This is a genomic window from Rudaea sp. (assembly GCF_036383415.1).
Taxonomy (GTDB): Bacteria; Pseudomonadota; Gammaproteobacteria; order Xanthomonadales; family Rhodanobacteraceae; genus Rudaea.
This window is the reverse complement of sequence record NZ_DASVOK010000451.1, coordinates 1-20,277: the sequence shown is the minus strand read 5'-3', so window position 1 is coordinate 20,277 and position 20,277 is coordinate 1. Positions and strand designations below refer to the sequence as shown.

The 20,277-nt window shown below is 64.5% G+C and carries 25 protein-coding genes; 18 read left to right on the top strand and 7 right to left on the bottom strand.

Annotated features, from left to right (window positions below):
* Window positions 1-177 precede the first annotated feature (177 nt).
* Window positions 178-387: a cold-shock protein gene (locus VF497_RS16305; protein WP_018974731.1), complete on the top strand. Its 210-nt coding sequence runs from the start codon at window positions 178-180 to the stop codon at window positions 385-387.
* 175 nt (window positions 388-562) lie between these two features.
* Here the strand turns inward: VF497_RS16305 and VF497_RS16300 are convergent, their stop codons facing one another.
* On the bottom strand, window positions 563-1,432 hold the full coding sequence (locus VF497_RS16300) for a pirin family protein (RefSeq protein ID WP_330890655.1): 870 nt from the start codon (window positions 1,430-1,432) through the stop codon (window positions 563-565).
* A 148-nt stretch (window positions 1,433-1,580) separates the two neighbouring features.
* Between VF497_RS16300 and VF497_RS16295 the strand changes: the two genes are divergently transcribed.
* A complete protein-coding gene (locus VF497_RS16295) occupies window positions 1,581-2,453 on the top strand; it encodes a pirin family protein (RefSeq protein WP_330890653.1) in 873 nt (290 codons plus the stop codon).
* Window positions 2,454-2,501: 48 nt separating this feature from the next.
* Here VF497_RS16295 and VF497_RS16290 read toward each other — a convergent pair whose 3' ends face one another.
* Window positions 2,502-2,900, bottom strand: coding sequence for a hypothetical protein (locus VF497_RS16290; protein WP_330890651.1), 399 nt, complete (start codon window positions 2,898-2,900; stop codon window positions 2,502-2,504).
* A 91-nt stretch (window positions 2,901-2,991) separates the two neighbouring features.
* Here VF497_RS16290 and VF497_RS16285 point away from each other — a divergent pair, with 91 nt between their 5' ends.
* Window positions 2,992-3,828, top strand: a complete 837-nt coding sequence (locus tag VF497_RS16285) for a tRNA threonylcarbamoyladenosine dehydratase (RefSeq protein ID WP_330890649.1) — start codon at window positions 2,992-2,994, stop codon at window positions 3,826-3,828.
* Window positions 3,829-3,937: 109 nt separating this feature from the next.
* Here VF497_RS16285 and VF497_RS16280 read toward each other — a convergent pair whose 3' ends face one another.
* Together VF497_RS16280 and VF497_RS16275 are read right to left on the bottom strand one after the other, a co-directional pair.
* Complete coding sequence (locus tag VF497_RS16280) at window positions 3,938-4,708, bottom strand: TatD family hydrolase (RefSeq protein WP_330890647.1); 771 nt, start codon at window positions 4,706-4,708, stop codon at window positions 3,938-3,940.
* Between the two features lie 4 nt (window positions 4,709-4,712).
* Window positions 4,713-5,918 (bottom strand): magnesium transporter, encoded by a 1,206-nt coding sequence (locus VF497_RS16275; RefSeq protein ID WP_330890645.1) that lies wholly within the window; start codon window positions 5,916-5,918, stop codon window positions 4,713-4,715.
* 182 nt (window positions 5,919-6,100) lie between these two features.
* On the opposite strand from VF497_RS16275, the gene VF497_RS16270 reads away from it, so the two are divergent.
* Both VF497_RS16270 and VF497_RS16265 read left to right on the top strand, forming a co-directional pair.
* A complete protein-coding gene (locus tag VF497_RS16270; RefSeq protein ID WP_330890643.1) occupies window positions 6,101-6,625 on the top strand; it encodes a glycine zipper 2TM domain-containing protein in 525 nt (174 codons plus the stop codon).
* 135 nt (window positions 6,626-6,760) lie between these two features.
* Window positions 6,761-7,258 (top strand): MgtC/SapB family protein, encoded by a 498-nt coding sequence (locus VF497_RS16265; protein ID WP_330890642.1) that lies wholly within the window; start codon window positions 6,761-6,763, stop codon window positions 7,256-7,258.
* A 60-nt stretch (window positions 7,259-7,318) separates the two neighbouring features.
* On the opposite strand, the gene VF497_RS16260 is transcribed toward VF497_RS16265, so the two are convergent.
* On the bottom strand, window positions 7,319-7,756 hold the full coding sequence (locus VF497_RS16260) for a cell wall hydrolase (RefSeq protein WP_330890640.1): 438 nt from the start codon (window positions 7,754-7,756) through the stop codon (window positions 7,319-7,321).
* Here VF497_RS16260 and VF497_RS16255 point away from each other — a divergent pair.
* A complete protein-coding gene (locus VF497_RS16255; protein WP_330890638.1) occupies window positions 7,755-7,967 on the top strand; it encodes a hypothetical protein in 213 nt (70 codons plus the stop codon). The two genes, VF497_RS16260 and VF497_RS16255, sit on opposite strands and share 2 nt — an antisense overlap.
* A 192-nt stretch (window positions 7,968-8,159) precedes the next feature.
* On the opposite strand, the gene VF497_RS16250 is transcribed toward VF497_RS16255, so the two are convergent.
* Window positions 8,160-9,044 (bottom strand): folate-binding protein, encoded by an 885-nt coding sequence (locus tag VF497_RS16250; protein ID WP_330890636.1) that lies wholly within the window; start codon window positions 9,042-9,044, stop codon window positions 8,160-8,162.
* Window positions 9,045-9,220: 176 nt separating this feature from the next.
* On the opposite strand from VF497_RS16250, the gene VF497_RS18560 reads away from it, so the two are divergent.
* The 8 genes from VF497_RS18560 (at window position 9,221) to VF497_RS16210 (ending at window position 14,034) form a co-directional block, all read left to right on the top strand.
* Window positions 9,221-9,406: a DUF1674 domain-containing protein gene (locus VF497_RS18560; RefSeq protein ID WP_414706931.1), complete on the top strand. Its 186-nt coding sequence runs from the start codon at window positions 9,221-9,223 to the stop codon at window positions 9,404-9,406.
* A 53-nt stretch (window positions 9,407-9,459) separates the two neighbouring features.
* The gene (gene sdhC, locus VF497_RS16240) at window positions 9,460-9,846 is read left to right on the top strand and encodes a succinate dehydrogenase, cytochrome b556 subunit (protein WP_330890632.1); all 387 of its coding nucleotides are present in this window, start codon (window positions 9,460-9,462) and stop codon (window positions 9,844-9,846) included.
* Entirely contained in the window at window positions 9,843-10,250 is a 408-nt protein-coding gene (gene sdhD, locus VF497_RS16235; RefSeq protein ID WP_330890630.1) for a succinate dehydrogenase, hydrophobic membrane anchor protein, read from the top strand. Before sdhC ends, sdhD begins: the two co-directional genes overlap by 4 nt.
* Window positions 10,251-10,273: 23 nt before the next feature.
* The gene (gene sdhA / locus VF497_RS16230; RefSeq protein WP_330890628.1) at window positions 10,274-12,064 is read left to right on the top strand and encodes a succinate dehydrogenase flavoprotein subunit; all 1,791 of its coding nucleotides are present in this window, start codon (window positions 10,274-10,276) and stop codon (window positions 12,062-12,064) included.
* 56 nt (window positions 12,065-12,120) lie between these two features.
* Window positions 12,121-12,906, top strand: a complete 786-nt coding sequence (locus VF497_RS16225) for a succinate dehydrogenase iron-sulfur subunit (RefSeq protein WP_330890626.1) — start codon at window positions 12,121-12,123, stop codon at window positions 12,904-12,906.
* 69 nt (window positions 12,907-12,975) lie between these two features.
* Complete coding sequence (locus VF497_RS16220; protein WP_330890624.1) at window positions 12,976-13,395, top strand: MAPEG family protein; 420 nt, start codon at window positions 12,976-12,978, stop codon at window positions 13,393-13,395.
* Window positions 13,392-13,634 carry a succinate dehydrogenase assembly factor 2 gene (locus VF497_RS16215; RefSeq protein ID WP_330890622.1) on the top strand — a complete coding sequence of 81 codons (243 nt, stop codon included), beginning with the start codon at window positions 13,392-13,394 and terminating at the stop codon, window positions 13,632-13,634. The genes VF497_RS16220 and VF497_RS16215 overlap by 4 nt, the downstream gene beginning before the upstream one ends.
* Window positions 13,606-14,034, top strand: coding sequence for a protein YgfX (locus VF497_RS16210; RefSeq protein ID WP_330890620.1), 429 nt, complete (start codon window positions 13,606-13,608; stop codon window positions 14,032-14,034). Before VF497_RS16215 ends, VF497_RS16210 begins: the two co-directional genes overlap by 29 nt.
* Before the next feature lie 155 nt (window positions 14,035-14,189).
* Here the strand turns inward: VF497_RS16210 and VF497_RS16205 are convergent, their stop codons facing one another.
* On the bottom strand, window positions 14,190-14,765 hold the full coding sequence (locus VF497_RS16205; protein WP_330890618.1) for a porin family protein: 576 nt from the start codon (window positions 14,763-14,765) through the stop codon (window positions 14,190-14,192).
* A gap of 363 nt (window positions 14,766-15,128) precedes the next feature.
* Between VF497_RS16205 and VF497_RS16200 the strand changes: the two genes are divergently transcribed.
* The 4 genes from VF497_RS16200 (at window position 15,129) to VF497_RS16185 (ending at window position 20,222) form a co-directional block, all read left to right on the top strand.
* Window positions 15,129-16,370, top strand: coding sequence for a lipoprotein-releasing ABC transporter permease subunit (locus VF497_RS16200; RefSeq protein WP_330890616.1), 1,242 nt, complete (start codon window positions 15,129-15,131; stop codon window positions 16,368-16,370).
* Between the two features lie 4 nt (window positions 16,371-16,374).
* Window positions 16,375-17,067 (top strand): lipoprotein-releasing ABC transporter ATP-binding protein LolD, encoded by a 693-nt coding sequence (lolD, locus tag VF497_RS16195; RefSeq protein ID WP_330890614.1) that lies wholly within the window; start codon window positions 16,375-16,377, stop codon window positions 17,065-17,067.
* Between the two features lie 46 nt (window positions 17,068-17,113).
* Window positions 17,114-19,438 (top strand): DNA internalization-related competence protein ComEC/Rec2, encoded by a 2,325-nt coding sequence (locus VF497_RS16190; RefSeq protein ID WP_330890612.1) that lies wholly within the window; start codon window positions 17,114-17,116, stop codon window positions 19,436-19,438.
* Between the two features lie 121 nt (window positions 19,439-19,559).
* Window positions 19,560-20,222, top strand: coding sequence for a MotA/TolQ/ExbB proton channel family protein (locus tag VF497_RS16185; RefSeq protein WP_330890610.1), 663 nt, complete (start codon window positions 19,560-19,562; stop codon window positions 20,220-20,222).
* Window positions 20,223-20,277: the final 55 nt, after the last annotated feature.

Genomic DNA, 20,277 nt, shown 5'->3' with positions numbered 1-20,277 from the left:
GTTATGCTCAAAGCACTGTGTCTGCACGGCTGTTGTGAGTTGTGACCGGCGAATCCTGAGTCCGCGTACGCTGGTCCTTCGATCGCTACATCGTCAACTTCAAGCTTCCTGCATTCCAGTAAGTCGTCCGCTCGTGTTGCGCTTGCGGATTTGTCTTTCTGTTTTTGTGGAGTTTTTATGTCGGATCGTGAGGTAGGTACCGTCAAGTGGTTCAACGACAGCAAGGGTTTCGGTTTCATCAGCCGTGAAAACGGCCCGGACGTGTTCGTGCATTTCCGCGCGATCACGGGTACCGGTTTCCGTACCCTGCAGGAAGGCCAGAAGGTCAGCTTCAAGGTCGTTCAGGGCCAAAAGGGCCTGCAGGCGGACGAAGTCGCTCCCGCCTGATTTACTGAGAGCCAACTACTTCCACGCCCCGGCAATCGGGAGTTTGCCGGGGCGTTTTTGTTTGTCGATGAAAACGATTACATCCCTTGTGACCCGGGATTTAAGGCCGTGAAAAACGCAGGGCGCCACAGCGGGCGCCCTGGTTGAATCCGAATGACTTGTCCGACGCGGTTTTTCAAAAACGACCGGCGCGGAAATCTTCGACCGCCTGGATGATCTGCTGCTGCGTGTTCATCACGAACGGGCCGTACTTCGCGACGGGCTCGTTGAGCGGCCGCCCGGCGACGAGGATCGCGCGCGCCGCCACGGGCGCCTCGATGCGCACCTTTTCACCGCCGCGGCTCAACACGCCGAGATCGCCGCGCAGCAACGCACTCGAAGCGCCGTCGCCGACCTTGGCCTGGCCTTCGTAAACGTAGACGAAGCCATTGTGCCCGACCGGGATCTCGACCTCGGCCGAGGCGCCAGCATCCAGATGCAGGTCCAGATACAGCGGGTCGGTCGCGACGTTGTCGACTGGGCCGCGCACGCCGACCTGCTCGCCGACGAGCACGCGCGCCTTCACGCCGGGGGCGAGTTGCACTTCCGGAATGCGCTCAGGGGCTACGTCCTGGTAGCGCGGTGCGGTCATCTTGTCCTTCGCGGGCAGGTTGACCCAGAGCTGGAAGCCCTGCATCAGTCCGTCCTCCTGCTCGGGCATTTCGGAATGGACGATGCCGCGACCGGCGGTCATCCATTGCACGCTGCCCGGCGTGAGCAGGCCGGAGTTGCCCTGGTTGTCACCATGGCGCATGCGTCCGGCGAGCATGTAGGTCACGGTCTCGAAGCCGCGGTGCGGATGCTCGGGGAAGCCGGCGATGTAGTCCGCGCCGGAACCCGAGCGGAACTCGTCGAGCATCAGAAACGGGTCGAGCATGTCGAGCGCGGGCTGGCCGATCACGCGCGTGAGCTTGACGCCGGCGCCATCGCTGGTCGGCAGGCCGCGCACGATGCGTGCAACCTGGCGGTGGGTGTCAGTGTGGGAAACGGGATTGACGCTGGCCATGGGGTTTCTCCGGTTGCATTGCGATGGCGCAAATATATGCCTGCTTCGCGTCGAAACCAGCCGCCCCGGCGCGAACGCATCGTTCTGCACTTGGAACGACGCGGAGGCTACACTCTTCGCCATCGACCACCGCTGGATTCGCCGCATCATGAGCCACTCCGTTTCCCATTCTATCGACGGCCGCGTCCACGACCTCGGCGACGGCTTCGTCGTGCGCCGGCTGCTGCCTCATATCGACGCTCGCCATATCGGCCCGTTCGTGTTCTTCGACCACATGGGACCGGTGACGATGGCGCCCGGCAAGGGCATGGACGTGCGCCCGCATCCGCATATCGGTCTGGCCACGGTGACCTACCTGTTCGACGGCGCGATTCGCCATCGCGATTCGCTCGGCAGCGTGCAGGACATCCGTCCCGGCGACGTCAACTGGATGACGGCCGGCCGCGGCATCGTCCATTCCGAGCGCACGCCCGATGCCGAGCGCGCTTCCGGTCAGAAGCTGCATGGCATCCAGATATGGATCGCGCTGCCGAAATCGGCCGAAGAAGTGGCGCCGGAATTCCATCATCATCCGGTTTCGAGCTTGCCGGTGATCGAGTGCGATGGTGTACGCCTGCGTCTCGTCGCCGGTGATGCCTTGGGGCTGCACGCCCCGGTGCGCATTTTCGCGCCGATGTTCTATCTTGCCGCCGAGTTTGCCGCCGGCGGCCGCTTCACGCTGCCGGCGGAGTACGCCGAACGCGGCGTCTACGCCGTCGATGCCGATCTGGTCGTCGGCGGCGAGCCGCTCGCGGCGCAACGCATGGCCGTGCTCGCGGAGGGCGGGGATGTCGAGATCGTCGCACCGAACGGCGGCCACGCCGTGTTCTTCGGCGGCGCACCGCTCGACGGCGAGCGTCACCTCAACTGGAATTTCGTCTCGAGCAGCCGCGAGCGCATCGAGCAGGCCCGCCAGGACTGGGTCGCGCAGCGGTTTGCCAAAGTTCCGGGCGAAACCGAGTTCATTCCATTGCCGACATGAAGCCATACCGGCGCAGCCGGCATTCGATTTATCTTTGCGGTATGTCCTTCAGCGATACTGCTGGTGGCATTCGTCGCACACCTTGCCGACCTTGTCCACGATCGGCGCGAGCGCAGCGCAATCACCGGGAGCGGCGGCAATGCCCGCATCGAGCGCATCACGCAGCCGCGTGCTGAATTCGCGGAACGCCGATTCGGGCGTCGCATCGGCATAGACGGCCGGCTCGATCTCGTTGCTCAGCGCGCGCAGCTGGCCGAGTGCGATCGTGTTCGCCACCGCGTTGCACTGTTTTGCGCGCTGGCGCTCGCGCAGCGATGCGTAGTGGTGTTGCATCACGTCCATCGCGCCACGCGCGTAGGCATCGCGCGCGCGCAGCGTGTTGACGACGGTCACAGCGCCGGCCGCGCCGACGAACAACCCGACCAGCAACAAGACGACCTGCTTCATGGCTACCGATTGAAATGGCGAAGCGCGAAGCATATCTCACGCAACTGTTCTTTGGTCTTCGCGATCAGGGACGATCGCTATAATTACACCGATGAAAGAACGTTTCGCAGGCATCGATCGGCTTTACGGCGCAGACGCGGCAGCGCGGCTCGCGCAGGCGCACGTGTGCGTGGTCGGTATCGGCGGCGTCGGCTCGTGGGCGGTCGAGGCGCTCGCGCGCTCGGGCGTCGGCGAGCTGACCCTGATCGACGCAGACGATGTCTGCGTCTCCAACACCAACCGCCAACTGCACGCGCTCGATGGTGAGTACGGCCGCGCCAAGGTCGAGGTGATGGCGCAGCGCGCGCGTGCGATCAATCCGGCGATCAGGGTGCATGTGGTCGCCAGCTTCCTGACCTCAGCGAATTTGTGGGAGCTGCTCGGGCGCGAAACGCCTGGATTTCATTCTGCGCAAGGCGCGCAGAATCTGCCCTTCGACGCAGTACTGGATGCCTGCGACGCGATGAAGGTGAAAGTCGAAATGATCGCGTTCTGCAGGCGGCGCAAGATTCCGATCGTCGTTTCCGGTTCGGCCGGCGGGCGCATCGATCCGACCCTGGTCACCGCGCGCGACCTGTCGAAGACCGAGCATGACGCGATGCTCGCTCTGGTACGGCAGAAGCTGCGTGACGACTACGGCTGGACGCGCAATCCCAAGCGCTACTTCGGCGTGCAGGCCGTGTTCTCGCGCGAGAACGCGAGCGGCGTATCCGAGCACACGGATCGGGCCGACGGCGTGCTGTGCAGGACACGCGTTTCCGGCGACGGTGCGCTCAAGCTCGATTGCTCGGGCGGTCTTGGCGCGGCGACACACGTGACCGGCACGTTCGCCTTCGTCGCGGTGTCGCGCGTGCTCGAGAAAATCCTCGCCGCCAAGCCGGGGTCGTAGGGGCGCGACTTGCGCGCGCCTCGTGCGCAAGATAGCGATACGATCGCGCCCGCCTTCGTATTTTGGGTGGCTGCGGAGTGGAAAGAACGAGTGCGATAAATCGCACCATCTACGATGGCAGACGGAACAGACGCTCGGCGTTGCGTGTCGTCGCCGCGGCGATTTCCTCGCTCGATGCGCCGCGCAACGCGGCGATGCAATCGCAGACTTCGCGCAGCAGCGCGGGTTCGTTGCGCGCGCCCTGATGACCGTGCAGCGGCTGATCGGGCGAATCGGTTTCGAGCAGCAGGAATTCGAGCGGCATTGCCGCGGCGATGCCGCGCAGTCGGCGTGCGCGTTCGTAGGTGACCGGACCGCCGAGGCCGATGCAGAAGCCGAGCTTCCACAGCTGCCGTGCCTGCTCCTCGCTGCCGGAAAAGCTGTGTACCACGCCGCTCGAATTGCCGACGTTGCGCAGCGTGGCGATCACCTCATCGAGTGCGCGGCGTGCGTGAAGGATCACCGGCAGGTCGAAGTCGCGCGCCAGCTCGAGCTGGCGGCGGAAGTAGAAGCGTTGCGTTTCCGCGTCGAGACCTTCGACGAAAAAATCGAGTCCACATTCGCCGACCGCGACCGGCCGCTCGCGCTCGATCCAGTCGCGTAACGTGTCGAGGTGTTCCGGGCGGTGTTCGGCCAAAAACATCGGATGCAGGCCATAGGCGGGGTAGAGCCCGATTTCATTTCGACATAGCGCGCGCAACTTGTCGAAACCGGCGAGTGCGATCGCCGGCACGATCTCGCGCGCCACGCCCGCAGCGCGCGCGCGCGCGAGCACGGCCGCGCGATCGACGTCGAATTCGGCGACGTCGATATGCGCATGGCTGTCGATCAACGGCTGCATGGCGCTACAGCAGCATCCACTGCGCCATGCCGAGGAACAGGCCCATGCTGACCACATCGGTGGCCGTGGTCAGGAAGATGCTCGAGGCCATCGCTGGATCGGCGCCGGCGCGCTTGAGCATCATTGGCACGCCGGCGCCGGCGACACCGCTGGCAATACTCGACAGCGCGGTCGCGGCGAGCGTGATCAACGCGAGTGGCAGGGCCTGCGCGTTGTGCTGCATGCGCGCGATCACGTACATGCCGATGGCGGCGACGACACCGACGAACACGCCGTTGAGGAAACCGACCCAAGCTTCCTTCGCCAGCAACTTGCCGGCGCGGCCGGGGCGCAGTTCGTTCAAGGTCATGCCGCGCAAGGTGACCGCAAGCGTCTGGCAGCCGGCGTTGCTGCACTGGCTCGATACGACCGGCAGGAACACGGCGAGCAGGACGATGGCGTTGATCGCGTTCTGGAAATAACCGACCACGGCCGCGGCGACGAACGCGGTCAGCAGGTTCACCTGCAGCCACGGATGACGCAGCTTGAGAGCGCGCAGCCACGGCGTCGTCGTGCGTTCCTCCTTCTCGACACCGACCATTTCACCGGCCTGCGCGCTGATCTCGAACGCCTGCTCCTCGAACAGCACCTGGCCGCGCACCTGGCCGACTAGGTGGCCTGCGGCGTTGCAGACCGGATAGACCGGAAAGTGGCGGGTGACGACTTCGCGCATCGCATCGACGAGCTTCGCGTCAGGGCGCAGCGAAAACGGATCGCGCACCATGATTTCATCGAGTGTCTGCCTGCGCTCGGCATAGAGCATCTCGCGGAACGTGACCACGCCTACCAGGCGCTGCGAGGCGTCGACGACGTAGAGATAGGTGACCAGTCGCGTCTTGACCGTATCGCGCAACGCATCGATCGCTTCCTGCACGGTGGTCGCAGGGGCGAGCGGTTGCGTGGTCGATTCCATCAGGCGGCCGACCGTCGAAGCGGGATAACGCAGACGCGTCAACCATTGTTCGCCTTCGCCGGTCGGCGCGGCGGCGGCGATCGCGTCGCGTCGTGCCGGTGCGAAACGCTCGAGGATGTCGACTGCCTGGCCGGGACGCAGTTCGGCCAGAGCCGCGGCGATGTCGGCATCCGCAGCCGCATCGAGTTTTCCGGCGGCACCGATGGCGTCGAGGTTGCGAATGCGCTCGCTGAGCTGGTTCGAAGGCGCGGCTGTCATCGGTTTCCCCTGTCGTTCGTTTACCCGTATGCTGAATGCTAACCCGGCATGGTGAAATTCGTGTGCGGTTTCGCACCATGGTTCGCGGATCCGGAATTCGGCAAATGTTCACATGGTGGCTCGCAAAATTGCTGCGCAAGCGTGGAAAATGCTTGCGCGAATCTCATCCAGAGGAATTGATCATGTTCAAGCACCGCGGACTCATCGTATTGGCGCTCGTCGCGCTGTTCGGCCTGCAGGCCTGCGTTGCGCCACCGCCGCGCGAGCGCGTGGTCTATCGCGATCCGGCAGGCTACAACCAGGGCGGTGGCTATAGTCAGGGCGGCTACGACCGGCGCGACAACGGCGTCTGCCGCACCTGCGGCACGATCCGCCAGATCGAGCAGGTGCGCGTCGACCAGCAGACCACCGGTGGCGGCGCGATTCTCGGCGCGATCATCGGCGGCCTGATCGGCAACCAGTTTGGCCGCGGCAGCGGTCGCGCGGCGACGACGGCGGTCGGCGCGGTCGGCGGCGCGGTTGTCGGCAACTCGGTCGAGTCGAACAACGCCCGTGCAGCCTCAGGCTACGCCTGGCGCTACTACGTCGAACTCGACGACGGCCATGAAGCCTGGGTCGGCCAGTACGACAATCCGGGTTTCCGCATCGGCGACCGCGTCGTCATCCGCGGCGGCCGCAACGACGGACGTCTCGAACTGATGCGCTGACCGCTTCACGCCAGCGACAAAACGAAACCGGACGTGCGCGAGCACGCCCGGTTTTTTATTGTCTGCGGATGGATGCTACATTGCTCCGATGCGATCGCCGTCATCGGCGCATCGGATGGAAAGTAGGAAACGACCATGCACGACGATCTCGGAATGATTGCCTTGCGTCTCGGCGCGGCGCTGCTGATCGGCGCCGTGATCGGCATCGAGCGCCATCTGCACGGCCAGGCTGCGGGCTTGCGCACGCACGCGGTGGTGGCAACGGCCGCGGCGCTCGCGGTACTCGTCGTCGAGCCGCTGTCGCCAAGTGGCAGCGTATCGACTGATGCGCAGAGCCGCGTGCTGCAGGGCATCCTTACCGGCGTGGGTTTTCTCGGCGCGGGTGTCATCCTGCACGCGGCCGGCAAACATCGCATTCACGGATTGACCAGCGCAGCGTTGATCTGGCTGACCGCCGTGCTCGGCGCACTGTGCGGGCACGGGCGCATCGATGTGGCACTGGTCGGCACGGCGATGATCGTGATCGTCATGCTGCTCGGCGGGCGCGTCGAGCACGCGCTGCATGCCAAGGTTGGTCGCGGACACGGCGGCGACGCGGACGCCGAATCCGCCGAGGAAGAACGCGCGGACTAGCCGCACGACGCAAGTGGAAAAGGGTGCTGTGCTTCGCCGCCGAATGCGGCGGCGCCGACGTCAGTCGACGCGGTAGAAGCTGTGGTCGCCGATGCGCGCGAGCGGATAGCCGCGTGCCCAGTCCGGCGTCGGCGTATTGGTCGCGTAGAAATGATCGGCCTTGGGCACGACCGAATAGCGCAGCTGCGCAGGCAGCGACCAGTTCGCCATGGCGATGTTCGCGATCGCCCACGAGCGCTGCAGCGCATCGGCTTCGCTCATCACGTAGTTGCGCGGCGTGACCGAGAACGCGAACTGACCGGGCGCGGTCAGCACCGAGCAGACCGAGTTGCCCCATTGGCCGCCGTCGGCGCGACGCAGCGCGACCTCGGCGACGGCGAGCTGGCCGGCAACGGGTTCACTGCGCGCTTCGAGATAAATCGCACCGGCGAGACAGGCGCGATCGGCCACGGGTTGCGGCAGGATCGAGGCGAGCCAGAGCAGCAGGGAAAGCTTCATGGGCGAACTTCACGACAACAAGAGAATTCGTTACCGCTATTCCATGTCGCGAAACAAAGGCGCGCCAAGCGGAATTTCGTGCGGGATTTTGTTCCGCCGTGAGCAGGCAGCGAGTGATCGTGCGCTCGAACGGTCGAAGGTGCGGGATCGTTCGATTCCGCTGCGCCGGCATGCTTTCTGTGATGCCGGAGCACGCGTGTCCGAAGAATGAGGACGACGCGGAGATTTCAGTGCGTGCAGGTTAGTCGATTTGTGCGCTGCACACAACGCGCAAATGTTAAGAATGCAGAAACCTGAACGAGCGCATTCAGAATGGATTAAGCAAATGATAAAAGGGGAAAAAGACTATTTGTCCGCAAATTATCTTTGTAGAAAAAGACGAAAAATATAATTTGCTAATAGTTTACATTTCATCTTTTGCGTTGATGCGCTCGACCGCGAGTACGGAGATTCCGGGTGTGGAAAGGTCGTCGGGCGTGTCAGAGATCTGTCCGTCGAGTACGGCCAGTGCGGCGGCCCGCTCGCCATCGATGCGCGCGGAGCAGACGATGAGCCCGCCCTCGCCGAGCGCTGTGCCGGGTTCCGGTAGCCGCGTCGCCTTGAACTCGATGCGATGCAGGTGACGCTTGTTGCCGCCCTTGAAGTGCAGGCGCGCGACGATTTCCTGGCCGGGATAGCAGCCCTTGTTCGTGCTCGTTGCGCCAAGCGCGTCGAGTCCGATCCAGGCAGGCAGCAACTTGTCTTCGAGCACGGGCGCAAGCGTGACCAGGCCGGCCTCGATGTCGGCCTGGTCGTTTGCATTGCGCGCGACTTCGGAAACATTCGCATCGACGGCCGTGCCTTCCGCATCGCGCAGCGTCAGTCGGCGCGGAGGCGAACCCGGCAGGATGATTGCGCGATTGCCGTCGCTGTAGTCGATCCGCTTCGCTTGTGCCGATTCGGCGCTCATGTCGTCACCGAGCGGCAGGCGCTCGACGAATGCGCCAACCTGTTCGATCGTGCGCAGCGTTGCTTTCGCACGCAACACGTAGCGTGCGAGTGCGTCGCGCAAGCTCGTCGCCGAGCCGCCGCGCAGGATCAGGCGCAGATGCTCGTCATCGTCGCGCAGCAGATGGAAGAAGGCGCGCACGCGCCCCTGCGCCGACAACCAGGCAGACCACTGCCAGTGCCCGTTCGCGAGCTCGGCGAGGTTGCTCGAGAACTGCGCCTGGGCAAACGCGCTCGCATCGGGACCTGCGATTTCGATGATCTGCGGAGCGGGCAGGGCGATGTGGTTGGATGTGGTCATGGGAGTGGATTTCGCGTGCTGGCCCGATTCCGTCGTTATCCCTGCGAGCGGGCAGATTGCGAGTCGGTGTCGTGTCAGGTAATGGGCCAGGCGTTATAATTGTGCATCGCGGGAAATGTGGAGATTTCCCGCCGGTTGTCAAGCAAGCTCAAGCGAACAGGGGCCAGCCTCGCATCATGTCGACCCAGTCAATCGAAACCACTCCAGCCGCGCCGGCGCCGCAGGATCGCACCGAGACGGTATCATCCGCCACGCAGCCGAGCGTTGCGAAGCTGCAGCCGAAAGAGATCGGCGGTCGCGACGGGCTCGAGCCCACGCGCTACGGCGACTGGGAGAAGAACGGCCGCTGCGTCGACTTCTGATCTCGCTCCGCAAACCGATTCAGCCAAGCAGTAGCCACATACAAGGTTCCCGTATGCCGCAAAATGCCCGCCCGCTTTCACCGCATCTGCAAATCTATCGCTGGCCGCTGGCGATGGCGCTGTCGATCCTGCACCGCGCGACTGGCATCGCGCTTGCGGTCGGCCTGCTGCTCGTGGTCTGGCTGCTGCTCGCGCTCGCGCACGGGCCGGAGTCCTACGCGACCGCGCGTGCGTTCTGCGCCTCATGGCTCGGCCTGGTCCTGCTGTTCGGCTGGAGCTGGGCGCTGTTCTTTCACCTCTGCAACGGCATTCGCCACCTGTTCTGGGACGTCGGCAAGGGCTTCGGCATCGCCCAGGCGTATCGCAGCGGCATCGCCGTCATCGTCGCCAGCCTCGTGCTGACCGGCCTCGTCTGGGCCGCGCAGGGAGGTGCGGCATGAGCGCCCCCGGCATGGACCGCAGCAACCTGCGTACGCCGCTCAAGGACGTGACTGGCCTCGGCAGCGCGAAGAGCGGCACGCATCATTTCATCGTCCAGCGCGTGACCGGCGTGGCCCTCGTGTTGCTCACGATCTGGATCGTCGGTTTCGTCCTCGCGCTCGTGCATGCGGGCGACTACGCGCATGCGCGCGAGATGCTGCGTCATCCGTTCGCCGCGGCGTGGCTGATCGCGTTCGTCGTCATCGGGTTCTGGCACGCGCAGCTCGGCCTGCAGGTCGTGATCGAAGACTACGTGCACGCGCGCTGGCTCGAGATCGCATCCCAGCTCGCGGTCAAGTTCGTCTGCGCCGGCGCGGCGCTGGCCGGGGTCATCGCGATCGTTCGCGTCTACATCGGCCAGTGACGAAACCAACGGATAACACATAAATGTCTGCCTACAAGATCACCGAACACAAATATGACATGGTCGTCGTCGGCGCCGGCGGCGCGGGCCTGCGCGCGACCTTCGGCCTTGCCGCGAAGGGCTTGAAGACCGTCTGCCTGACCAAGGTGTTTCCGACGCGCTCGCACACGGTGGCGGCACAGGGCGGCATCTCGGCCGCGCTCGGCAACATGGGGCCGGACGACTGGCGCTATCACTTCTACGACACGATCAAGGGCTCGGACTGGCTCGGCGACCAGGATGCGATCCAGTACATGTGCCAGAACGCACCGGCCGCGGTGGTCGAACTCGAACACTACGGCGTGCCGTTCTCGCGCACCGAGGAAGGCAAGATCTACCAGCGTCCGTTCGGCGGCATGACGACGCAGTACGGCGAAGGCCCGCCCGCGCAGCGCACCTGTGCCGCGGCCGACCGCACCGGCCACGCGATGCTGCACACGCTGTATCAGCAATCGCTCGCGCACGATGCGCAGTTCAAGGTCGAATACTTCGCGCTCGACCTGATCTTCGATGCCAAGGGTGCCTGCCGCGGCGTGCTCGCGCTCGACATGGCCGAAGGCACGCTGCACCTGTTCCGTGCGCACGGCGTCGTGCTGGCGACCGGCGGCTATGGCCGCGCCTATTTCAGCGCGACCAGCGCACACACCTGCACGGGCGACGGCACCGGCTTGGTCGCACGCGCCGGCCTCGCGCTGCAGGACATGGAGTTCGTGCAGTTCCATCCGACCGGCATCTATGGCGCCGGCTGCCTGATCACCGAAGGCGTGCGCGGCGAAGGCGGCATTTTGCGCAACTCGAACGGCGAGCGTTTCATGGAGCGCTACGCGCCGCACTACAAGGATCTCGCTTCGCGCGACGTGGTTTCGCGTTCGATGACGATCGAGATCCGCGAAGGCCGCGGCGTCGGCGAGCACAAGGACCACATCCTGCTCGACCTCACCCATCTCGGCCCCGAAGTGATCCACGAGAAGCTGCCCGGCATCGCCGAGAGCGCACGCATCTTCGCCGGCGTTGACGTGACCAAGCAGCCGATCCCGGTGCTGCCGACCGTGCACTACAACATGGGCGGCGTGCCGACCAACTACCACGGCGAAGTCGTGCAGAAGGCCGGCAACGATCCGGACAAGGTCGTCGAAGGCCTGTACGCGATCGGCGAGGCGGCTTGCGTCTCGGTGCATGGTGCCAACCGCCTCGGTTCCAACTCGCTGCTCGACCTCGTCGTGTTCGGTCGTGCGGTGGCGAATCGTGCCGCCGAGACGATCAAGTCGGGTGCTGCGCACGTGATCCTGCCGTCCGATGCCTGCGACGCGGCGCTGGCCAACCTCGACAAGCTGCGCAATGCCAAGGGTTCGCGTGCGACCGCCGAGGTCCGTCTCGACATGCAGCGCACGATGCAGAGCGATGCCGCGGTGTTCCGCACCGCGAAGACGTTGCAGGAAGGTTGCGCGAAAATGGACAAGGTGTTCGCCTCGTTCGAGGACGTGCGCGTCAGCGATCGCTCGCTCGTATGGAACTCCGATCTGATCGAAACCTACGAGTTGCAGAACCTGCTGTACAACGCGGTCGCGACAATCAATTCGGCTGAGCAGCGCCACGAGTCGCGCGGCGCGCACGCGCGCGAGGATTTCCCCGACCGCGACGACGTCAACTGGCAGAAGCACACGCTGGTCAAGGTCGATGCCAAGGGCGCATGCAGCTTCGACTATCGTCCGGTGCACATGAACACGCTGACCGACGAAGTGAAGCCGGTGCCGCCGAAGGCGCGCGTTTATTGATCCTTGCTCGTCATTCCGGCGTAAGCCGGTCGCCGAATCGATAACAGGTAGCAGACATGGCTGAGTTCACTCTTCCGAAGAATTCCAAAGTCCAGAAAGGCAAGAAGTACCCGGCGAAGGCGGGCGCGAAGAACGTGCGCACGTTCCGCGTCTACCGCTGGAACGAGGACGACGGCCAGAATCCGCACATCGACGAGTACGAAGTCGACATGGATTCGTGTGGGCCGATGGTTCTCGACGCGCTGATCAAGATCAAGAACGAGATCGACTCGACGCTGACTTTCCGCCGCTCCTGCCGCGAAGGCATCTGCGGTTCCTGCGCGATGAACATCGACGGCAACAACACGCTGGCCTGCACCAAGGCCTGCGACGAGATCAAGGGCGACGTGAAGATCTATCCGCTGCCGCACATGCCGGTGGTCAAGGACCTCGTGCCCGACCTGACCAACTTCTACGCGCAGTACGCCGCGATCAAGCCGTGGCTGCGCACGCAGACGCCGCCGCCGCCCGACCGCGAGCGCCTGCAGTCGAAGGAAGACCGCGCCAAGCTCGACGGCCTCTACGAGTGCATCCTCTGCGCCTCGTGCTCGACCTCGTGCCCGAGCTACTGGTGGAACGGCGACAAGTACCTCGGCCCCGCGGCGCTGCTGCAGGCCTACCGCTTCATCGCCGACTCGCGCGACGAGGACACCGGTGCGCGCCTCGACGAGCTCGAAGATCCGTTCAAGCTGTATCGCTGCCACACGATCATGAACTGCACGAATACCTGTCCGAAGGGCTTGAACCCGGCCAAGGCGATCGGCGAGATCAAGAAGCTGATGGTCGAGCGCAAGGGCGTATAGTCATCTGTCATTCCCGCATGCTTCTGGCGGGAATGACGAGCAAGACAACGTATTGGGGAAGCGAATCACGTGGACGCTCGTCTGATCTTCTGGCCCGGCGTCGCCATGGTCGCGCTGACCTTCGCCGTGCAGATGCGCATGTATGCCACGCGCATCGGTGAGATGAAGCGCGAGCGTATCCATCCGCAGTCGATCGCCAACTCGGCGCAGGCCGCAGCGCGGCTCAAGGACACGCGCGCCGCCGACAATTTCCGCAATCTGTTCGAGATGCCGGTGCTGTTCTATGCAGCGCTGGCCGTCGCGTTCCTTTCCGCGCAGGTCGATGCCGTTACCCTGGTGCTTGCCTGGGCATTCGTCGCGCTGCGTGTCGTGCACAGCGTGATCCAGTGCGGCTACAACAAGGTCATGCATCGGTTCCACGCCTATGTGGCGAGCAGCTTTGCGCTGTGGATACTCTGGGGTGTGCTCGCCTACGGATTGCTCAAATGAGCGACGCGGGCCGCTTGCGCTGGCGCTGCCGGCGCGGCATGCGCGAACTTGACCAACTGCTCGGCGGGTGGCTGGATACGCACTACGGCCATGCGGACGAAAAGGCGAGGGCGGCGTTCGCCGAACTGCTCGAACAACCCGATCCCGAGCTGTGGCATTGGCTGCAGGGACACGGCGCACCGGACGATGTGCAATGGCGTGCCGTCATCGATGAAATCCGTACCCGCGATCGCGTTTGACTATCGGCCTTCGCGCTGGCTGCTGCTCGCCATCGCCGTGATCGCCGCGCTCGCTTTGGTCGCGATCGTGCTGTGCGGGCTGAATTCCTGGATCAAGCTTGCTCTGGCCACAGCGGTGCTGGCTTACGCGCTGCACTCGTCGTGGCAATTCCTGCATCCGCGGTTCGCACACGTCATGTGGCATTCTGCCGGTCATTGGCGGCTGCGCGATGCGGCCGAGCACGAGCAGGTCGGCGAGCTGCGCCATGCGGTCGTGCTCGGCGCACTGATCGTGCTCGTGCTGCGCGTCGGTCCGAAACGAACTTGTTCGTTCGCGCTGCTGCCGGACAACGTCGACGAGGAAGCACGGCGACGTCTGCGTGTGCGCCTGGCGCGCACCGATTCGATCGACGGTCATTGAAATGTCGGCCGCGCGATCGCTTGCGCTTGCGCATTGGTGCGAAAGAAAAATCCCGGGCAAAAGAAAACCGGCCTCTTGCGAGGCCGGTTGTCCCTGTGTGCATCCCTGCGTTGGATTTGAATTGTAGATGGTGCGGCAACGAGGAATTTCAAGCCTCAGAAGCGATATTCCGCGCTGACCGAGAACAGGCCCGGGTCGAGGTTCAATCGGTTCGTGCTCGTCTTGTAGTAGTCGTAGTTCAGGCCGAGCGAGAGGTTGTTGCTGAAGTCGTAGCCAAAGCCCGCGCCGGCATACCATTTGGTGCTGGTGTCGTCGACATAGGTCGATACGGTCTCGTTGGTCCAACCCTTGGTGTCGGCACGGAACAGGCCGGCGCGGCCGGAAACGTACCACTGCGGGTTGATATTGAAGTGGCCGTTGACGCCGGCGGTCCAGCCCTTCACCGAAGCGCGGCCAAGGCCGAGGCCGCTGTAGCCGCTCTTGACGTCGAACTTGCCGAGGTCGGTGTAGCCGCCTTCGACGCCGAGCGCGACGTTCGGATTCAGCAGCCAGCGATAGCCGGCGTTGATGCCGTAACCGGTATCGTTGTCGTCGTACAGGCCCTTGTCGAGGCTGGAGCGGCCGATGTTGCCGTTGACGAAGGCGCCGGCGCCGTCGGCGGCGTGGGTGACGGCCGGCAGCGTGGCCAGCGAAGCAGTAGCGAGGGCGATAGCGAACAGCGTATTTTTCATGGGGTGTCTCCGTTGCTTTTGTTGTTGCGTGGTGAATCGACAAAGCGCGCTTGAAGGCCGCTTCGCATTGGCGGTTACTTCGGCCGCCACATGCTCGGATACCAAGTGAGGCCCCGGAGTTTAATTTCAATACTGCACGGTTTATTAAAGGTTCAAGTAGATGAAAGCGCGTACAGGAACCTGTCTGCGCGATCGCGGTCGAACTGACGCGCGCGCGGGCGGCAACGTACAATTGCGTTATTGCTGACGCTGCGCGCAGCAATAACTGTCGGCGTTGAAGCGACCCAAGAGCCGGTCGCTTAACGCCGACGAGCCGAGTCTTCTGCGAGTTTGCAGCCTTTTCGTAAACGGATTTCCAACTGCATGTTCCATCCGTTGCAACTGTTCATCGGCCTGCGCTACACGCGCGCCAAGCGCCGCAATCACTTCATCTCGTTCATTTCGCTCGTGTCGATGCTCGGCATCGCGGTCGGCGTGATGGCGCTGATCGCGGTGATGAGCGTGATGAACGGTTTTCAGGGCGACATGCAGGAACGCATTCTCGGCATGGTCGCGCACGCCTCGATCGAGAGCGTCGACGGCGGCATTGCCGACTGGCGCGACACGGTGAAGAAGGTCGAGGCGAGTCCGCACGTGGTCGGCGCCGCGCCTTATCTCGATGCGCAGGCGCTGTTGCGCGGCCGGCGTTCGAGTCCCGCCGTCGTGCACGGTCTCGTGCCTGAGCAGGAGCCGAAAGTCTCGAATATCGGCGATAAGCTGCTCAAAGGTTCGCTCGCGGACCTGAAGCCGGGCAGCTTCAACGTGATCCTTGGCAATGAGCTGGCGATGCAACTCGGCGTGCGCGTCGGCGACAAGGTCTCGGTAATGGTGCCCGAGCTCAGCGTCACGCCTATCGGTGCGGTGCCGCGTGCCAAGAACTGCGAAGTCGTCGGCGTGTTCGCGGTCGGCTTTGCCGAGTACGACACCGGCGTCGCGCTGATGAATCTCGATGATGTGGTCACGCTGCTGCGTGCCGACGGTGCCGGCGGAATCCGCCTCAAGCTCGACGACATGTTCGACGCGTACAAGATCGCCATCGGCCTGCGCGACCATGTCGGCCAGTATTTCAAGGTCACGACCTGGGAACAGAGCCACCAGAACTTCTTCAGCGCGGTGAAGATGGAGAAGACGGTGATGTTCATCATCCTCTCGCTGATCGTCGGCGTCGCCGCGTTCAACCTCGTCTCGACGTTGATCATGCTCGTCACCGATAAGCAGGCCGACATTGCCATCCTGCGCACGCTCGGCATCTCGCCGAACAAGGTCATGGGCATCTTTACCGTGCAGGGCGTGATCGTCGGTAGCTTCGGGATATTGCTTGGCCTGGTCGGTGGCGTGCTGCTTGCGTGGAACATCCCGGTCGTGGCGAAGTGGCTCGAGCACACGTTCGACTTCGAGATCCTGCCGGCCGACATTTATTACATCAACGAGGTACCGTCCGACCTGCACTGGAGCGATGTCGGTTGGGTCGCCGCGATCGCCTGGGCATTCTGCCTGATCGCGACCCTGTACCCGGCCTGGCGCGCGGCGCGCACGCAGCCGGCGGCGGCGTTGCGCTATGAGTGATGCGATGAACAACGATATCGTCCTGCGCGCAAGCAACGTCGCCAAGACCTACGCTGAAGGCAAGCTGCGCACTCGGGTGCTGAGCAACGTGAGCTTCGAGCTTGCACGTGCTTCGACGCTCGCGATCGTTGGCGCCTCGGGCACGGGCAAAAGCACGCTGCTGCATATCCTCGGTGGACTCGATACCCTGAGTTCCGGCGAGGTCGAGGTCGAGGGCCGTGCGATGTCGAAGCTGTCCGACCGCGAGCGCGGCGAGCTGCGCAACCGCTCGCTCGGCTTCATCTATCAGTTCCACCATCTGCTGCCCGAATTCACTGCGCTGGAAAATGTCGCGATGCCGTTGCTGATCCGCGGCACCAAGGTCGCCGAAGCAAAGCGGCAGGCAAACGAACTGCTCGACCGCGTCGGCCTCGCGCATCGCATCGCGCACAAGCCGGGCGAACTGTCCGGCGGCGAGCGTCAGCGCTGTGCGGTCGCGCGTGCACTTGTCACGCGCCCGGCCTGCGTGCTCGGCGACGAACCGACCGGCAATCTCGACGAGAAGAACGCCGCACAGGTCTACGCGCTGATGCTCGAACTCAACCGCGAGATCGGCACGAGTTTCGTCCTCGTCACCCACGACCGAACGCTCGCGCGGCGCATGGATCGCGTGCTCGAACTGCATGGCGGCGGTCTCACCGAACCTTTGCAGGCATAAGCCGCTGCGAACAAGTATCCTTCTCCGGGGAACGGGAGGGGGAAACATGAGGTTTCCATTGCCGCAGTTGTTCAGCGTCGCGACTGCCGTTGCGCTGCTCGCAGGCACGGTTGCGGTGCAGATGCTGACGGGTCTGCCGCCGCTGTGGATCACGCTCGTGCTGACCGTTGTCGCGCTGGCCCTGATTGCGTTACCCAGCCGCTGGCGCTGGCTCGGCTACGTCCTGCTCGGCGCCGCGTGGACGATCTGGCGTGCGGACCTCACGCTTTCGGCACGGCTGCCCGCGGCGCTCGAAGGCGAGGACATCGTCGTCACCGGTGCCGTGCTCGGCCTGCCGTACGCGCAGGACGACGCCACCCGCTTTGACCTGGCTGTCGCCGCGGCCGAGCGCGACGGCCAGCGGGTTCCGGTTTCCGGCACGCTGCGCCTGCACTGGTACGCGAGCGAAAAGACCGTCGTTCCCGACATCGAGCCGTGCTCGCGCTGGCGCGTGCATGTGCGCCTGAAACGACCGCGCGGCCTTATCGATCCGGGTGCGTTCGACTTCGAGCGCTACGCGTTGGCCGAGGGCATCACCGCAACCGGCTACGTGCGTGAGGACGCGCTCAACGCGGCGACAGGCGAGCGCAGGTTCTGCGTCGAACGCCTGCGCCGACACATCTCTCAGGGCATTGCCGACACGCTCGGCCCCGGTCCGCAAAGCAATGTGCTGCGCGCACTCGCGTTCGGCGACCAGCGCGCGATGGACGAGCACGAGTGGAACGTCGCGCGCGCAACCGGTATTCCGCACCTGATTGCGATTTCCGGATTGCATATCGCACTGTTCGCGGGCTTCGGCGTGCTGCTCGTGCGCCTGTTGTGGAAGCTCGCGCCGCGCCTGACCCTGCGCTGGCCCGCGCCGCTGATCGAAGCGCTCGCGAGCATCGCTTTCGCGCTCGGCTACGCGGCGATCTCGGGGCTTGGGCTGCCGACGCGGCGGGCATTGGTCATGATCGGCATGTTGCTCGCCGCGAACCTCATGCGCCGCGCGCGTGCGCCCGTGCACGGGCTCGCGTTCGCCGTGATCGCTCTGCTCGCGTTCGATCCGTTGTGCGTGCTCAGCGCCGGATTCTGGCTGTCGTTCGTCGGCGTGGCCTGGCTGATGTTCTGTCTCGGCGGTCGCGGCGAGCGTCGATCCTGGTGGCGCGAGATGATCAGCGCGCAAGGGGTCGCCAGCCTCGGCTTGTTGCCGCTGACGATCTGGTTCTTCGGCCAGAGCTCGCTGATCGGGCCACTCGCGAACCTGATCGCCGTGCCGGTGGTCTGCTTCCTGATCCTGCCGTTCGGCGTTGCCGGCGCTGTTTTGCAGTTGGCAGTGCCAGCGCTGGGCGCGCCGCTGCTCACGCTGGCCGGATACGCGATGCTCGCGCTGTGGCAGCTGCTCGAACAAATCGCCGACTGGCCCGGCGCGCTGTGGTATTTCCCGGAGCCGAGTATCTGGGCGTTCGCGCTGGCGATGCTCGGCGCCGCATGGTTGTTATTGCCGCGTGGCATGCCGGCGCGTGGCCTCGGTCTCGTCCTGTTCCTGCCGTTGCTGGTTCCCGCGCGCCATGTGCTGGCCGATGGCGAATTCGAAGCGCTGATGCTCGATGTGGGGCAGGGCCTGTCGGTCGTCGTGCGCACGCGCGACCATACTCTCGTCTACGACGCCGGTGCGAGGTTTCCTTCGGGTTTCGATCTCGGCGAGGCCGCGGTGGTGCCGGCGTTGCATGCGATCGGCGTCATCCGCGTCGATCGGCTGATCGTCAGCCACGGCGACAACGATCACGCCGGCGGCGCCGCAGCAGTGCTCGCCGCATTTCCGCAGGCGGCGGTGAGCGGCGGCGAGCCGGAGCGCCTGCACGTGGCGGCGACGCAATGCCTCGCCGGCGAGGCGTGGAACTGGAACGGCGTCGCCTTCCGCATTGTGCATCCGCACGAGCCGCTGTCCATGAAGAACAACGACCGCTGCTGCGTGCTCGAAGTGCGCAGCGGCGACAATGCGCTGCTGCTGACCGGCGACATCACCGCGACAGTGGAAGGCGAGGTGGTTTCAGCGCTGGCGCCAATCGCGGCGCATACGCTGCTGCAGGTGCCGCATCACGGCAGCAAGACCTCCTCGAGCACTGCGTTCATCGATGCAACCAGGCCCGAGCTGGCCCTGGTCTCTTCGGGCTACCGCAACCATTTCAATCATCCGAACCCCGCGATCGTCGGGCGCTATCGCGCGGCCGGCGTGTCGTTGCTGGACACGCCGCGCAGCGGCTTCGCCGATTTCCGCTTCGCCGCGGACGCTGCACCGCGGCTGATCGAGCAGGGCCGCATCGACCGGCATCCGTACTGGCGCGAATGAGCGCCGGCGGCGAAAATCGAGCGCGGAAGCGCAATAGTCGAACGCGTCACCAAACGCGCTAAGCCGATGCGTTTCGCTGGTATGATTCGCAGCCGAAGCGGAAGCCTGAGAGGAATATTGCGTGCTGGAAATTTTGATGGCCGGCGGTTGGGCGATGCTGCCCATCCTGATCTGTTCGGCGATCGCGATCGCGATCATCCTCGAGCGCTTCTGGACGCTGCGGCGCAGCTCGGTGATTCCGCCCGGCCTGACCACGCAGGTGCGCGAATGGGCGCGTAACCGCCAGCTCGACCCGCAGCACGTGGAGACGCTGCGCGAAAACTCGCCGCTCGGCGAGATTCTCGCCGCCGCGCTCAGCGTGCGCATGCGCTCGCGCGAGATCATGAAGGAGCGCGTCGAGGACACCGGTCGCCACGTCGTGCACCGGCTCGAGCGCTTCCTCAACACGCTCGGCACGATCGCGCTCATATCCCCATTGCTCGGCCTGCTCGGCACCGTGTTCGGCCTGATCCGCATGTTCTTCGCGGTGATGGTCTCCGGCGTCGGCGATCCGCTCAAGATGGCCGGCGGCATCGGCGAGGCGCTGGTATGCACGGCCGCGGGTCTGTGCGTGGCGATCCCGGCGTACTTCTTCCATCGCTATTTCCGCGGCCTCGTCACCGACTACGTCGTCGACATGGAGAAGGATGTGATCGTGTTGATGGACGAACTTTCGGCACATTCCGAAAGCGCAGCATCGGCGCGCGTCGTGCGTCCGCGCGACGCTGCGCAGGAAACCGCCTGAGATGCGGCTCGGCGCCACCCGCAACGACGACTTCGAGATCAACGTGATCTCGTTG